The sequence below is a fragment of the Sphaerisporangium album genome, from assembly GCF_003323745.1.
GTDB lineage: Bacteria > Actinomycetota > Actinomycetes > Streptosporangiales > Streptosporangiaceae > Sphaerisporangium > Sphaerisporangium album.
On sequence record NZ_QOIL01000017.1, the window covers coordinates 127,789 to 142,525 of the forward strand.

The window sequence follows — 14,737 nt, forward strand, 5'->3', positions numbered from 1 at the left end:
GTCCGAGGTTCCCGATCTTCGAGGGGGAACGCGCAGGTCACGGTGACCCGGGGGTCGCGTCGTTGACGCTTGGAGTGAGTTTTTGCTGCCGAACGCCGGGGCTGTGCCGCCGGATGCCGTCCATCTGCCCGATGACGCCGTCTTCCTGTCCGAGAACGCCGTGTTCCTGTCCGGTGGGGAGACGCCGCCCGCTCGTACGCTCGTGGAGATCCTGGAGGAGACGACCCGGGCGCACCCGGGCGCACCGGCCCTGGACGACGGTCGCGTGGTGCTCTCCTACGCCGGGCTCCGCGACGAGGCCGGCGCCCTGGCCGGGCGGTTGCGCGCCGCCGGGGCGGGTCCGGGCGAGCGGGTGGGCGTACGCGTCCCATCGGGAACCGCCGACCTGTACGTCGCGATCCTCGCGGTGCTCACCGCGGGCGCCGCGTACGTGCCGGTCGACGCCGACGACCCGGACGAGCGTGCCGAGCTGGTCTTCGGCGAGGCGGGTGTCCGATTGGTGGTCGGCGAGGGCCGCGCGCTGACGTTCCGCGGCGAGACGGAGCCCGAGGCCGCGAGCACGCGGACGCCCGGGACCGGGGACGCCGGCCCGGTCGTGCCCGGGGACGCGGGCTCGTCGGCGGCCCGAGGCGGGCGGGCGCCGCGGCCCGGGGACGACGCGTGGGTCATCTTCACGTCCGGGTCCACGGGGAAGCCCAAGGGGGTCGCGGTCAGCCATCGCAGCGCCGCAGCGTTCGTGGACGCCGAGGCCCGGCTGTTCCTCCAGGAGGCTCCGATCGGGACCGGGGACCGGGTGCTCGCGGGGCTTTCCGTCGCGTTCGACGCCTCCTGCGAGGAGATGTGGCTGGCGTGGCGGTACGGCGCGTGCCTGGTCCCTGCGCCGCGCGCGCTGGTGCGCGCGGGCATGGACCTCGGCCCCTGGCTGGTCGAACGCGGCGTCACGATCGTCTCGACCGTCCCGACGCTGGCCGCGTTGTGGCCGGTGGAGACCCTGGACGAGGTCCGGCTGCTCATCTTCGGCGGCGAGGCGTGCCCGCCCGAGCTGGCCGAGCGCCTCAGCGTCCCCGGGCGCGAGGTCTGGAACACCTACGGCCCGACCGAGGCCACCGTCGTCGCCTGCGCCGCGCCGCTGGGCGGGCCGGGCCCGGTGCGCATCGGCCTGCCGCTGCACGGCTGGGACCTCGCGGTGGTGGGCCCGGACGGCGAACCCGTCGCCTCCGGCGGGACGGGCGAGCTGGTCATCGGCGGCGTCGGCCTGGCGCGCTACCTCGACCCGGTCAAGGACGCCGAGAAGTACGCGCCGCTGCCGTCCCTCGGCTGGGAGCGGGCCTACCGCAGCGGCGACCTGGTCGTGGCGGACCCCGAGGGCCTGATCTTCGTCGGACGCGCCGACGACCAGGTCAAGCTGGGCGGGCGGCGCGTCGAGCTGGGAGAGATCGACGCGGCGCTGAGCGCCCTGCCCGGCGTGGTGGGCGCGGCGGCCGCCGTCCGCACCACGGGGGGCGGCCACCAGCTGCTGGTGGGGTACGTCGTGCCGGGCGACCCGGGCGCGTTCGACGCGGCGGCGGCCCGCGAGCGGCTGGCGGGCGCGCTGCCCGCGGCGCTCGTGCCGCGCCTGGCCGTCGTGGACGACCTGCCCACGCGGACCTCGGGGAAGATCGACAGGGCCGCGCTGCCCTGGCCGCTCGCGGCCCTGGACGCGGACGCGTCCGCCGAGCCGTCCGGGGAGCTGAGCGAGACCGAGCGGTGGCTCGCCGAGCGCTGGCACGAGGTCCTCGGGGATCGGGTCACCGGACCGGGGGCCGACTTCTTCACCGCCGGGGGCACCAGCCTGGCCGCGGCCCGCCTGGTCTCCGCGCTGCGCACGCGCCACGCGTCCATCGCGGTCGCCGACCTGTACGACCATCCGACGCTGCGGGGCCTGGCCGCCCGGCTGGAGGAGCTGGAGGCGCGGGCGGGTTCCCGGCGACAGGACGTGGACGACGGCCGCAGGGTGGCGCCGATGCCGCGCCGCGCGTCGCTGACCCAGACGGCCCTGACGCTGCCGCTGCTGACCGTCCGCGCGATGCCGTGGGTGATCGGCGCGGCGGTGGCGGGCAACCTGCTCGGCCTCTCCTGGACGCCGGTCGTCTCCTGGTGGTGGGTGCTCGCCGGGGTCCTGCTGTTCATGACGCCGTTCGGACGCCTCGGCCTGGCGGCGGCGATGGCCAGGCTGCTGCTGCGCGGCCTGCGGCCGGGCGACTACCCGCGCGGCGGGGCCGTCCACCTGCGCATCTGGTTCACCGACAAGCTCACCGAGATGCTCGGCGTCGCGGGCATCTCCTCCGCGCCGTGGATCACCCACTACGCACGGGCGCTCGGCGCGCAGGTCGGCCAGGACGCCGACCTGCACACGCTGCCCCCCGTCACGGGCATGCTGCGCCTCGGCAGGGGCGCCTCGATCGAGCCCGAGGTCGACCTGACCGGCCACTGGCTGGACGGTGACGTGCTGCACGTCGGCGAGATCCGGGTCGGGGCCAGGGCCGGTGTCGGCGCCCGCTCGACGCTGCTGCCGGGGACCAGGATCGGCAAGAACGCCCAGGTCGCCCCCGGTTCGTCGGTGAGCGGGCCCGTCCCGGCCGGCGAGCGCTGGGCGGGCGCGCCCGCGACGCGTCAGGGCAAGGCCGCCCCGCGCGCCGCGCGCCCGCCGCGCCTGCGCCGCTGGAGCGCGATCTACGGCGTCTCGGCGTCGCTGCTCGGCCTGGTGCCCCTGGTCGCGGCGATCCCGGGGCTGGCCGTGCTCGGCGCGGCCGTCCAGGACTCCCCCGCCCTGGGCGCGGCGATCGTGCCGGCCCTGCTGGCCGTGCCGGTCGCGACCGTCGTGTCGATGGCCGCGATGGCGCTGCTCCTGCTGGTGCTCGTCCGGCTGCTCGGCGTCGGCCTGCGCGCGGGCGACCACCCCGTGCACAGCCGCCCGGCCTGGCAGGCGTGGGCGACCGAGCGGCTGATGGCGATGGCGCGGGTGTGGCTGTTCCCGCTGTACGCCAGCCTGTTCACGCCGCTGTGGCTGCGGGCGCTCGGCATGAAGGTGGGACGCCAGACCGAGATTTCGACGGTGCTGGCGCTGCCCAAGATGACCACGGTCGGCGACGGCGCGTTCCTCGCCGACGACACGATGATCGCGCCGTACGAGCTGGCGGGCGGGTGGATGCGCGTCGACCACGTGCGCATCGGCAAGCGGGCGTTCGTCGGCAACTCGGGCATGACCGCGCCGGGGCGCAAGGTGCCCAAGGACGGGCTGGTCGGGGTGCTGTCGGCCGCGCCGAAGAAGGCCAAGGCGGGCTCGTCCTACCTGGGGATGCCCCCGGTGAAGCTGCGCAGGACCGCCCAGCGGGCCGACACGACCCGCACCTACGACCCGCCGCTGCGGCTGCGGGTGGCCCGCGCGCTGGTGGAGCTGTGCCGGGCGGTCCCGGCGATGGCGACGGCCGGGCTCGGCGTGCCGGTCCTCGCGGCGCTGATGTGGCTGGCGGGGACGGCCGGGTTCGCGGTCGCCGCCCTGCTCGGCGGGGTCGTGCTGGCGGGGGCCGGGGTCGTGGCGGGCGGCGTCGCGGTCGGGGCCAAGTGGGCGCTGCTGGGCCGGATCAGCGCGGGCGACCGGCCGCTGTGGAGCTCGTTCGTGTGGCGCAACGAGCTGGCGGACAACTTCGTCGAGGTGCTGGCCGCGCCGTGGTTCGCGACGCCGTGGCTCGGCACCGCGCCGTTCAACGCGTGGCTGCGCGCGCTCGGCGCCCGGATCGGCAGGGGCGTGTGGTGCGAGACGTACTGGCTGCCCGAGATCGACCTGGTCAGCCTGGGCGACGGGACCTCGGTGAACCGGGGCTGCGTGCTTCAGACCCACCTGTTCCACGACCGCGTGATGAGCATCGATACAGTCGAGCTGGCGGAGGGCTCGACGCTGGGCCCGCACGGGGTGGTGCTGCCCGCGGCCACGGTCGGGAGCAACACCACGATCGGCCCCGCGTCCCTGGTGATGCGCGGCGAGTCGCTGCCCGCGCGGACCCGCTGGTACGGCAACCCGGTCGCGGCCTGGCATGGCGCCGCGTGACCGGCATCGAGGGGAGGACAGTGGCAGCGGCCACCCGCTACTTCCCCGAGCGCGGCGATCCGGGCTACCACGTCAGGCACTACGACCTGGCGCTGGAGCACCGCCTCGGGCCGAACCGGCTGAGCGGCACCGCCCGGCTGACCGCGGTCGCGGCCGAGCCGCTGGACCGGGTGGAGCTCGACCTCGGCCCGTTCCAGGTCGGCCAGGTGCTGGTCGACGGCGAGCGCGCCCGGTTCGCCCACCGTGACGAGAAGCTGCGCGTCACGCCGCCGCGCTGGCTGCCGGAGGGCAGGACGTTCACCGTCGAGGTCCGGTACGCGGGCAACCCCCGGCCCGTGCCCAGCCACTGGGGCGGCCTCGGCTGGGACCAGCTCGACGACGGGGTGATCGTCGCGAGCCAGCCGATCGGCGCGTCGTCGTGGTTCCCGTGCAACGACCGGCCCTGCGACAAGGCGAGCTACGACATCGCGGTGACGACGGCCTCGCCGTACACGGTCGTGTGCAACGGCACGCCGGTCTCGACGCGGCGCGGCGGCTCGCGGACGACCTGGGTGTACCGGCAGGAGGAGCCGACGGCCGCCTACCTGGCGAGCGTGCAGATCGGCCGCTACCAGCTCGCGGCCCTGCCCGGCGAGGTGCCGCAGCGCCTGGCCGCGCCCGCCGCGCTGCACTCCCGGGCACGGCACGACCTCGGACGCCAGGAGCAGATGATGCGGGTCTTCCGCGAGCTGTTCGGACCGTTCCCGTTCGCGTCCTACACCGTGGTCGTCACCGAGGACGAGCTGGAGATCCCCGTCGAGGCCCAGGCCATGTCGATCTTCGGGGCCAACCACATGGACGGGCGGCGCGGCAGCGAGCGGCTGGTCGCGCACGAGCTGGCCCACCAGTGGTTCGGCAACAGCCTGACGCTGCGTCACTGGCGCGACATCTGGCTGCACGAGGGCTTCGCGACGTACGCGGAGTGGCTGTGGTCGGAGGCCTCGGGCGGCGAGCCCGCCGAGGCGCACGCGCGGCGCTGGCACGCCCGGCTGGCCGACCGCCCCGGCGGCTTCGTCCTCGCCGACCCCGGGGCGAGGCGGCTGTTCGACGACCGCGTCTACAAGCGCGGCGCGCTCACCCTGCACGCGCTGCGCCGGGTGCTCGGCGGCCCGGCGTTCACCTCGCTGCTGCGCGTCTGGACCGACGCCTACCGCCACGGCGTCGTCACCACCGGCATGTTCACCGAGCTGGCCGGGCACTACACCCCCGAGCCCCTGGACGCGTTCTTCGAGTCCTGGCTCTACACCGAGACGCTGCCCCCGCTCTGAGTCGCGCCGGCGGGCACGAGCCCGCCGGGGGCCCGCGGCGTCAGCGGCCCTCCGGGTCCCCGGCCGGCCGGACCTCCACATAGGAGACGGCGGGCATCGGGAGGTCGAAGACGGCCGTCAGCGTGCCGTCCACGGCCGGGGTCGTCGTGGGCGGGTGCAGTTCCTCCAGGACGTCGCGGCCGCGCAGCTCGGCCCACTGGTCCGGCGACGGCCAGTCGCCGCCGCCCATGGACTCCCACACGTGCCGGATGTCGGACCGTCCCCGCTCGATCCGGTGGTGGGTGACGACGTACGGCCCGTCCGCCAGGCCCTCCAGGGTCAGGGTGACCCGGCGGCGGAGGATCGCGGCGCCGTCCGCCTGGGCCTGGTGGAGGGTGCCGTTCCACACCAGCACCCCGGCCCGGCCGTCGTCGTGGCGGGCGGCCCACGCCTCCACTCCGGCGACGTCGCCCGCGAGGTCGGATCGCAGCTCGTGCTCGCCCAGCCGCTCGGCGAGCGACAGCGCGTGGTAGCGGGGTTTGCGCAGGTTGCCGACCGTGAGCAGGCCGAAGCCGCCGTGGAACAGGCGCGGCGGCCGTCCGAGCTCCTCGAAGTGGTCGGAGGCGACCCAGTGGGACAGCGCCTCGATCCGCCCCGCCGCCGACCTCATGCCGTGCAGAAGGAACGCTGCGCCGAAGGGGCCGTCGCCGACGCCGTGGAAGTGGGTCGGCGTCGGCCCCCACTCGGTCCACCAGATCGGCGTGCCCGCCCTGCCGTGCCGGGCCAGCACGGGCCGCCAGTCCAGCGGCGCGTTGCCGTAGGTGTGGGTGGAGACGAAGTCCAGGGCCGCGCCCGACGCCGTGGTGTGGACGATCAGCTCCTCGACCCAGCCGTTGGCGGCGCTGCCCGGCCCGCCGACCCGCAGGCCGGGGTGCACGCTCTTGACCGCCGCCGCCGTCACGTCGTACAGCCGCAGGTACTCCTGCGGGGTGCCGCTCCAGAACACCTCCAGGTTGGCCTCGTTCCACACCTCGAAGGACCACTCCTCCACCAGCTCCTCCAGCCCGTACCGCTCGGCCAGGTGCTCGGTCAGCGCGCGGACCAGCGCGGCCCAGCGGTCGTAGTCCTTCGGGGGCGAGATGATCGCCTGGTAGCCGAACACGGTCTTGGACGGGTCGGCGGCCAGGTCGCGGGGCATGTAGCCCAGCTCGACGACCGGGCGCAGGCCGATGTCCCTCAGCGTGTCGTACACCCGGTCCACGCCGGTGAAGTCGTGCACGGGCACGCCGTCCACCTCGCGGTAGACCCCGAGGTCGTCGCCGAGGATCGCGTGCGCGCGCACCGCGCGGACGCCGAGCTCGTCGTGGACGGCGCGCAGCGCCTCGGTCAGCTCGGGGCCGATGGGACGCCCGCCGGTCTCGTCCTGGCTGAGCAGGTGGGACAGGTGCTCGGACCCGATCATCGGCCGCCAGGGGCGGGGCAGCGGGCGGGTGACCCGGCCGGTGTCCACCCGGACGGTCACGGCGCGGTCGCCGTCCTGGTGGGCGGCCGCCGCCACGGGCGCGCAGAACTCGCCCACCGTCTCCATCGTGCCGAGGGCGGCGACGACGTAGTGGACGGTCCGCCCGGGTGTGACATCGGTGTCGACGTACCGGGTGGCCGGGACGGCGGGCACGTCCACGTCCGGCTGCTTGGTGGTGACGAACGGCCCCTCGGCGCTCGCCGCCCGGTGGACCAGGTAGCCGATGGCCCCGTCCACGGGCTCCCACTCCAGCGTGACGTGCCCGGCGCCGGCGCTCGCGCGCAGCCCGGACGGCGCGGCGGGGGCGACTCCCGCGGGGACGCCCGTCTCGCCCGAGGTGCGATAGATGCGTTCCCGCCAGTCCCTGAGCGCGGACTCCGTCATAAGTGATCTTCTCCCCGATCGGTGTGGTGTCTCGTCGTGGCGCCGCCGCCGCGGGCGGGCACGGCCCGCGGCGGCGGCGGATCAGCGGGGGCGGCGGCCTCAGCGCAGCCGCGCGTCCCATTCCTCCAGGCCGAGCACGGGCTTCAGCAGCCGCTCCGCCCCGCCGGGCACGTAGTAGCGGCGCAGGGCGTCCCTGGCGAGGGCGTTGCCGAGGGCGCCCATCACCATCCCCTGGTCCAGGGCCAGGTACTCCTTGGCGACCTTGCCGCTGCGCACGGCGACGGCGTCGTAGAAGCCGCCCGGCCCGTAGGCGTCGAAGCCGGCGCGCAGCCTGGCCAGGTTGTCCAGCGCCTTGTCGCCCGCGTAGCGCAGGGCCAGGAAGGACGCGTGCGGCGTCACCACCCCGTCGCCGTAGGCGGCCGGCTCGGGCTTGGCGGGCCGGCAGTCGCCGAAGCCGGGGTCGACGGAGGTGCGCTCCTGGTCGGAGGTGTAGCCGTCGGTGTCCATGCCGAGGCCGTCCACGCCGTACTCGCGGTAGCCGCCGGCCGGGTTGTCGGACGGCGAGAAGCCCCAGTAGCCGTACTTCGCCTCGTTCAGGCCGTGCTCGATCTGCGCGGCGACGTGGACGGGGTGGTTACGGCCCCAGCTCCTGGCCGCCCACGTCTCCTCGGGGACGACCAGGTCCGCCATCAGCGCCTCGAACATGCTGCCGCCCCAGGTCGGCACGAACCGCATGCCGCGGTAGCCGTAGGTGCCCTCGAAGACGTCGACGCCCTGGTAGGTCTTCCAGCTCCCCTGCGGCTTCTGGTCGGCCCAGCCCCAGTCACAGGTGTCGGGGAAGGTGCGCCACAGGCCGAAGTAGTGCTCGGCCGGCACCTGGCCGAGGGCGATCGCGACATAGGTGACCATGCGGGTCTCCGACATCGCGCCGTAGCGGTGGCAGGTGGAGTACACGGTCGTGCCGGTGTGGGCGTAGTCGCTCTCCTGCGAGCAGCCTTCGGGCTTCTCCGTCCAGTACCCGCCGGTCATCAGGCCGGTCCCCACGTCGGCGCGGCCGGCCGGGTCGTAGAAGGCGGTGAAGTCCATGCGCGAGAGCAGGGCCCGCGCGGTCCTGGCCTGCTCGGGGACGGCGTTGGCGGTCATGGTCAGCGCGGTGGCGAGCCAGGCGTTGTCGACGCTGGACACGAACGGGCGCACCGGGTCGCCGGTGTCGGGCCAGGTGCGGACGATCCGCAGGGTCGCCGGGTCGTACCAGTTGTAGTACAGGCCGGTCGCGGTGTCGTGCTCCAGACGGCCGAGCGCCGCGAGCACCTTGGCGACGCGCGCGGTGGCCTCGCGGTGGCCGACCAGGCCGATGTCCCGGGCGGCGAGGGTGCTCCATATATAGGTGGCCAGGTTGGTCGGGGAGGTCACCTTGGCCCGGACCTTCAGGTCGCCGGACACCTTGTCCGACGGCAGCCCGGTGCCGGGGTCGACCATGGCGGTCATGGAGCGCCAGGTGTCGGCGGCGTAGCGCCGCAGCACCGCGGTACGGGCGGCCGGGGTGAGCGGGCCGGGCACGGCGGCGGACGGCGAGGAGTCCGGGCCCGGGGGCGCGGCGGCTCCGGCGGCCGGGATCCCGGCCGTCAGGCCGAGTACGAGCGTGCAGGCGGCGATGGTCTTGCGCATGGACACCTCGGGTTGCTCGGATGCGGGGAGTGCGATCGGACAGTCCGGGCGCTCACGAGAGCTCGGGCGGCCGGAACGGTTCGGGCGCGGCGGGGCGGGTCACTTGAGGCCGGCCGTCGCCACGCCCTGGACGAAGTAGCGCTGGAGGAAGACGAACAGCAGCAGAACGGGGGTGATGACGACGATGACCCCGGCCAGCAGCAGCCCGTAGTGGACGGTCTCCCTGCCCGACAGGCTCGCCAGCGCGACCGGCAGGGTGTACATCTCCTTGCGCTGGGCCACCACGGCGGGCCAGACGAAGGCGTTCCACGAGCCCATGAACGTGATCAGGCCGAGCGTGGCCAGCACCGGCTTGCACAGCGGCAGCACGATGCGGAAGAAGATGCGGAACTCCCCCGAGCCGTCCACCCGCGCCGCGTGCACCAGCTCGTCGGGGATGTCCGCCATGAACTGGCGCATCAGGAACACCCCGAGGGGGGTCACCAGACCGGGAAGGACGATGCCCGCGTAGGTGTCGGCCAGGCCCAGGCTCGCGACCGTGACGAACTGCGGGATCAGCAGCACGATCGCCGGCACCATCATCTGCAGCAGGACCAGCCCGAACACGGCCCGGCCCGCGGCGAAGGGCAGCTTGGTGAGGGCGTAGGCGACCATCGAGCAGAACAGCAGGTTGGACGCCACCACGATCACGGCGACGACGGCGCTGTTGAGCGTGACGGTGACGACGTCCATCCGCTCGAACAGGGCGGCGTAGTTGCCGGTGATCCAGCGCAGCGGCAGGAACGTCGGCGGCTCCTGGCGGATCTCGGCGTCGCTCTTGAACGAGCCGAGCAGCGTCCACACGAAGGGCCCGGCCACGAAGACCAGCCCGATCGCCAGCGCCGCGTACAGCCCCGCGGCGCGCAACCTCCCGGCGTTCCTCACGGTCGCGCTCCTCTCGTCTCGCCGTGTGCGTTTCGTGGTGGCCATGTCGTTCCCGGTCAGGTGCGGGGCCGCAGCCAGCGGAACTGGGCGGCCGAGAACGCGGCGATGACGGTGAACAGGATGGTCGCCGCCGCCGCTCCGTAGCCGTAGTCCCCCGAGCCGAACTTGTTGTAGATCGCCAGCGAGGCCGACAGCGTGGAGTTCAGCGGGCCGCCCTTGGTCATCACCAGCGGCTCCTCCAGGAACTGGGTGAACCCGGCCGCGCTGTAGACGCCGCAGAACAGCAGGGCGGGCCGCAGCATCGGCACCGTGATGCTCCGGAACCGCGCCCACGCGCCCGCGCCGTCCACGTCCGCCGCCTCGTACAGCTCCCGGGGCACGCTCTGCAACGCGGCCAGGAACACCACCATGTCGAAGCCGAAGTTGCGCCACGCGGTCATCACGACCAGCGACCCGAGCGCGGTGCGCTCGTCCAGCAGCCAGGCCGGGCCGTCGACGCCCACCGCCCTGAGCAGGTCGTTGACCAGCCCGGCCTGCGGGTCGAGCAGCAGCCGCCAGGCCACCGCGATGCCGATGATGCTGGTGACGTACGGCAGGTAATAGCCGAGGCGGAAGAACGTGCGCAGCCGGGTGATGCCCGAGTTGAGCAGCATCGCCGCCAGCAGTCCGAGCGCGATCGTCAGCGGCGTGGTCGCGACGACGAAGAACAGCGTGTTGGCCGCGGCGCGGCGCATGACCTCGTCCTGGAACAGGCGCTGGAAGTTGTCCAGGCCGACGAAGTTCACCGCGAACGGGTTACGCGCGTCGGTGCTGCGCATGTCGGTGAACCCCATGACGAGCCCGGCCAGCAGCGGCAGCGCGTACATCAGCCCGAACACCAGCAGGAACGGCGCCGAGAACAGCCACGCCGTGCCCGCCCGGCGCGGCGGGTTGAGCCGCTGCCCCGCCGGGGCGCGGCCGGCCCGGACGGGGGCGCGCGTGCCCTCCGCCGTGCTCCTTCCTGTGCCCTCGGCCGTGCCCGCGGCGGCCGGGCCAGAGGCGAGGCCGGACATCACAGGCCGGTGCCGACCGCGTCGGCCTGCGCCTGGATGGACTTCGCCGCCTCCTCGGGCGTCGACTTACCGAGCGCGACCTTCTCGACCTCCTGGTCGATCACCTTGGCGATCTGGTCCCAGGTCGGGACGGGCGGCGGCGTCCTGGCGTCCTTGAGCTGCTCGCCGAAGACGGCGACCCGCTTGTCGGCCGTCAGCTCGGGCCGCTGCCACGCCGCCTGGACGCTCGGCAGGTCCCTGACGGTGGTGTACCAGCTCGCCTGGGTCTCCGGGTCGCTGAGCCACTGGACGAACTTCCAGGCGGCGTCCCGGTTCCTGGAGTCCTTGAACACCACCAGGTCGCTGCCGCCGACGAAGCTGGTGCCGCCCGCGCTGCCCTTGGGGTAGGGGGCGACGTCGAACTTGCCGGCGAAGCCGGGGCCGCCGTCCTTCTCCATGCCGGCGATCATCCACGGGCCGGAGAAGTACGCGGCGACGTCGCCCTTGAAGAAGCTCGCGGGGAAGGACGCCGGGTCCACCTTGTTGGAGGCCAGCCCCTCCTCGAAGTACGACCGCTGCCAGGCCAGGGCCTTGACCGTCTCGGGGGTGTCGAACGTCCACTTGCCGTCGGGGCCGGTGATGGAGCCGCCCTGCTGCCAGATGAGGGGCAGGATCTCCTGCCAGGAGCCGGTCGTGTAGTTGAGGTTCATGCCCTGGGCGGCGCCGGCCTTCTTCAGGCCCTTCACGAAGCTCTTGGTCTCGTCCCAGGTGGCGGGCGGGGTGAGGCCCGCCTTGGCGGCGATGTCCTTGCGGTAGTACAGGACGCGGGTCTCGACGTACCAGGGGACGCCGTAGGCGGTGCCGTCGACCATCACGGTGTCCCAGGCGCTGGGGAAGAACGCGGCCTTGTCGATGAGGTTGCCCGGGGTCGGGTCCACCGCGCCGGTCTTGGCCAGCTCGCCCATCCAGGTCGAGCCGATCATGCTGACGTCCGGGGTGGAGCGGCCGGCGATCGAGGCGGTGATCTTGTCATGCGCGACGTCCCAGCCGACGGGCGTGACCGTGACCTTGATGCCCGGGTTGGCCGCCTCGAACTTCTTGACGAAGGAGGCGAGCGCCTCGCCCTCCGATCCCATGGCCCAGACCGCGAGGGTTCCGGTCGCCTTGGCGGAGGTGTCGACGTCCTTGGGCTTCTCGGCGGCACCGTCCGAGGCGCGGCCGCAGGCGGTGAGAAGGAGCAGGCCCGCGGTGAGCAGGGCGAGCGAACCGGTGGTGTACGTCTTCAACTCAGCGACCTCCTGGAGGGTGGTGCCCGCAGCTACTGCGGATGATCAGCTCGGTCTGGAGGACGCGGTGGCCGTCCTCCGGCCCCGCCCCGGCGATCAGCGCGTCCAGGGCGCGGGCGGCGCGGGCGCCGAGCTCCCGCATCGGCTGGCGCACGGTGGTGAGCGCGGGCCGGGCGTGGCGGGCGGCCATGATGTCGTCCCAGCCGGTGACGGCCACGTCGTCCGGCACCGACAGGCCGAGCTGCTCGGCCGCCAGGATCGCGCCGAGGGCGACCTCGTCGTCGGAGCAGATGACCGCCTCCGGCCCGCCCGGGGCTCCGAGCAGCCGGAGCGCGGCCTCGTGGCCGCTCTCCACGGTGTACTCGGCCGTCAGGACGGGGGTGACGGCGTCGCCGAGGACCTCGCGCACGCCCTGCCACCGCAGGTCGACGTCGTCGCCCGTGGCGTACGGGGCGCCGAGGAAGGCGAAGCGCCGGTAGCCGTGCCCGAGCAGGTGGGTGGCCAGGGCCTTCGCCGAGGCGGCGTTCTCGCTGCGCAGGGTGACGGCCCCCGGCCTTTCCGCGTGGGAGATGAGCACCAGCGGCAACCCCGAGGCGGCCAGCTCGTCGATCACGTCGTCCGGCACGGTGCTGCCGAAGACCACCAGCCCGTCCACGCGCCCGGCGAGCTCGCGCACCAGGTCGCGGATCGCGTCGCGTCCCTTGGTCGAGAGGATGATCACCGAGCGGCCGAGTTCGGAGGCGACCTCCTCGTACCCGATGAGCACCTCGGTGAAGTACGGCCCGGAGAGGTTGGGGAAGACGATGCCGTTGGCCGCGTGCCTGCCCTCGGCGAGGCTCACCCCGGCCCGGCTCGGCATGAACCGCAGCTCCTCGACGGCCCGCAGGACCTTCTCCCGGGTCGGCCCCGCGACGGGACCGGTGCCGCGCAGGGCCCGCGACACCGTGGCGATCGACACCCCGGCGCGCCGCGCGACCTCGTAGATGGTCACGCCTCCGGCTCCGGAGACCTCCCGGCCGTCCATGATCCTCCTGGATGTAAGCGCTTCCACTCACGAAGAGCGACGACCGCCCTCGGATGGAAGCGCTTACAGTGCCCACGAGTATGCAACCGTGTGACGGCGATGTAAAGAGATCCGCACTTTCCGGCCCAGCGGACGGGGAGCGCGGCAGTGGCCCCGTCCGATCGCCCCGGCCCTGACGCGCCGAGGCGGCCGGGCCGGCGCAGGCAGACGCGGGCGAGGACGGGTGCCCCGGGGGCAGGGGTCAGCGGGTGCGGGTAAGGGACTCGCCGTTGGAGGCGACGAGGGCGAAGTCCTGGCGGGCACGAAGAGCGCGGTGACGGGCACCCTGCCCAGCACCCTGCCCAGCACTGTGCCCAGCACTGTGCCCGGCCACGAGGACGGCACCAAGAGCCACGCTTCCTTGCACGCTCCGGAGACGCCGACCGGCACCAAGAGCTGGATCTCGTCCTGACCGGCTCACGACCCGGGTACTGAATCGCCCTCCGCGTCCGCGTGGTTCGCGTGAACGGCCGCATATTTTCGGCCCTCACGCTCGCCCGTCGTCCGGTCCTTCATTTCGTCCCTCAGGAGACTTCTCGGCGACCACAGGAATGCGATGAAAGATCATATCGAATTCACTGTGCAAGAGGGACGGCGTCCGTTTTATCAGGTTTGTCAATGTCGTGTCGGGTCAGGGGGGATTCATGAGTGAAAACCTTCAACCTGTTCCCGATGACTGGAGTCGGGCGCTCGCCATTGTGGCGCATCCCGACGACATGGAGTTCGGCTGCGCCGGAGCGGTGGCGGCGTGGACCGCGGGCGGCAAGAGCGTCGGCTATCTCCTGCTCACCCGCGGTGAGGCGGGCATCGACGGGATGGCCCCGGCGGAGGCCGTCAAGGTCCGCGAGGAGGAGCAGCGGGCCAGCGCGGAGATCTGCGGCGTCGGCTCGGTGGAGTTCCTCGACTACGCCGACGGCGCCATCGAGCACTCGCCGCGGCTGCGGCGTGACCTCGCGGCGGCGATCCGGCGGCATCGGCCCGAACTGCTGATCACGTTCACCCACCACGACTTCACCTACACCGGCAAGTGGAACTCGCCGGACCACCGCAACACCGGCCGGGCCGCGCTGGACGCGGTCCTGGACGCGGGGAACCGCTGGATCTTCCCCGACCTCCAGGACAAGCCGTGGAACGGCGTGAAGTACGCCGCGATCGCGGGGTCCACCCGGCCGACGCACGCGGTCGACGTCGGCGGATCCCTGGACGTCGCGGTGGCCTCGGTCGAGGCGCACTCGGCCTACCTGGCGGGGCTCGGGCTGCCGCCCGGCGCGGCGCGCGGGCCGCTGGAGGCGTTCGTCACCAGCACGGGCGAGCGGTTCGGCGGCCGGCCGGCGGTCCCGTTCGAGCTGATCCGCTTCTGAGCCGCCGCGAGATCGGCTCTGGAGAACGGCTCGACATGCCGGCACCCCCGTCACGACCCCGCCCGACGAACCCGACGAGACCCGATGAAAAGAGCGCCCCGGAGGTCATCCTCCGGGGCGCTCCG

Annotated in this window: 10 protein-coding genes; 4 read left to right on the forward strand and 6 right to left on the reverse strand. The window is 73.5% G+C overall.

The window, feature by feature from the left end; translation table 11 throughout:
* The first annotated feature begins 82 nt into the window (after positions 1 to 82).
* Both DQ384_RS27675 and DQ384_RS27680 read left to right on the forward strand, forming a co-directional pair.
* Positions 83 to 4,087 carry a Pls/PosA family non-ribosomal peptide synthetase gene (locus DQ384_RS27675; protein ID WP_245966826.1) on the forward strand — a complete coding sequence of 1,335 codons (4,005 nt, stop codon included), beginning with the start codon at positions 83 to 85 and terminating at the stop codon, positions 4,085 to 4,087.
* 20 nt (positions 4,088 to 4,107) lie between these two features.
* Entirely contained in the window at positions 4,108 to 5,394 is a 1,287-nt protein-coding gene (locus DQ384_RS27680) for a M1 family metallopeptidase (RefSeq protein WP_220183161.1), read from the forward strand.
* Between the two features lie 40 nt (positions 5,395 to 5,434).
* Here the strand turns inward: DQ384_RS27680 and DQ384_RS27685 are convergent, their stop codons facing one another.
* The 6 genes from DQ384_RS27685 to DQ384_RS27710 all read right to left on the reverse strand — a co-directional run bounded on the left by DQ384_RS27685 (position 5,435) and on the right by DQ384_RS27710 (position 13,212).
* Positions 5,435 to 7,279 (reverse strand): GH39 family glycosyl hydrolase, encoded by a 1,845-nt coding sequence (locus tag DQ384_RS27685; RefSeq protein WP_114031818.1) that lies wholly within the window; start codon positions 7,277 to 7,279, stop codon positions 5,435 to 5,437.
* 99 nt (positions 7,280 to 7,378) lie between these two features.
* The gene (locus tag DQ384_RS27690) at positions 7,379 to 8,947 is read right to left on the reverse strand and encodes a glucoamylase family protein (protein WP_114031819.1); all 1,569 of its coding nucleotides are present in this window, start codon (positions 8,945 to 8,947) and stop codon (positions 7,379 to 7,381) included.
* A 99-nt stretch (positions 8,948 to 9,046) separates the two neighbouring features.
* On the reverse strand, positions 9,047 to 9,871 hold the full coding sequence (locus DQ384_RS27695; protein ID WP_220183162.1) for a carbohydrate ABC transporter permease: 825 nt from the start codon (positions 9,869 to 9,871) through the stop codon (positions 9,047 to 9,049).
* A 56-nt stretch (positions 9,872 to 9,927) separates the two neighbouring features.
* Positions 9,928 to 10,923, reverse strand: a complete 996-nt coding sequence (locus DQ384_RS27700) for a carbohydrate ABC transporter permease (protein ID WP_114031821.1) — start codon at positions 10,921 to 10,923, stop codon at positions 9,928 to 9,930.
* A complete protein-coding gene (locus DQ384_RS27705) occupies positions 10,923 to 12,188 on the reverse strand; it encodes an extracellular solute-binding protein (RefSeq protein ID WP_114031822.1) in 1,266 nt (421 codons plus the stop codon). Before DQ384_RS27705 ends, DQ384_RS27700 begins: the two co-directional genes overlap by 1 nt.
* A gap of 1 nt (position 12,189) precedes the next feature.
* On the reverse strand, positions 12,190 to 13,212 hold the full coding sequence (locus tag DQ384_RS27710; protein WP_220183163.1) for a LacI family DNA-binding transcriptional regulator: 1,023 nt from the start codon (positions 13,210 to 13,212) through the stop codon (positions 12,190 to 12,192).
* Between the two features lie 313 nt (positions 13,213 to 13,525).
* Between DQ384_RS27710 and DQ384_RS41580 the strand changes: the two genes are divergently transcribed.
* Positions 13,526 to 13,663 (forward strand): hypothetical protein, encoded by a 138-nt coding sequence (locus DQ384_RS41580; protein WP_181871454.1) that lies wholly within the window; start codon positions 13,526 to 13,528, stop codon positions 13,661 to 13,663.
* A 232-nt stretch (positions 13,664 to 13,895) separates the two neighbouring features.
* Positions 13,896 to 14,612: a PIG-L deacetylase family protein gene (locus DQ384_RS27715; RefSeq protein ID WP_114031823.1), complete on the forward strand. Its 717-nt coding sequence runs from the start codon at positions 13,896 to 13,898 to the stop codon at positions 14,610 to 14,612.
* Positions 14,613 to 14,737 lie beyond the last annotated feature (125 nt).

What these genes read in the sequence shown, in the direction of transcription:
- DQ384_RS27685 (WP_114031818.1), bottom strand. Translation starts at nt 7,279, where the DNA reads ATGACGGAGTCCGCGCTCAGGGACTGGCGGGAACGCATCTATCGCACC.
- DQ384_RS27690 (WP_114031819.1), bottom strand. Translation starts at nt 8,947, where the DNA reads ATGCGCAAGACCATCGCCGCCTGCACGCTCGTACTCGGCCTGACGGCC.
- DQ384_RS27700 (WP_114031821.1), bottom strand. Translation starts at nt 10,923, where the DNA reads ATGTCCGGCCTCGCCTCTGGCCCGGCCGCCGCGGGCACGGCCGAGGGC.
- DQ384_RS27710 (WP_220183163.1), bottom strand. Translation starts at nt 13,212, where the DNA reads ATGGACGGCCGGGAGGTCTCCGGAGCCGGAGGCGTGACCATCTACGAG.
- DQ384_RS27715 (WP_114031823.1), top strand. Translation starts at nt 13,896, where the DNA reads ATGAGTGAAAACCTTCAACCTGTTCCCGATGACTGGAGTCGGGCGCTC.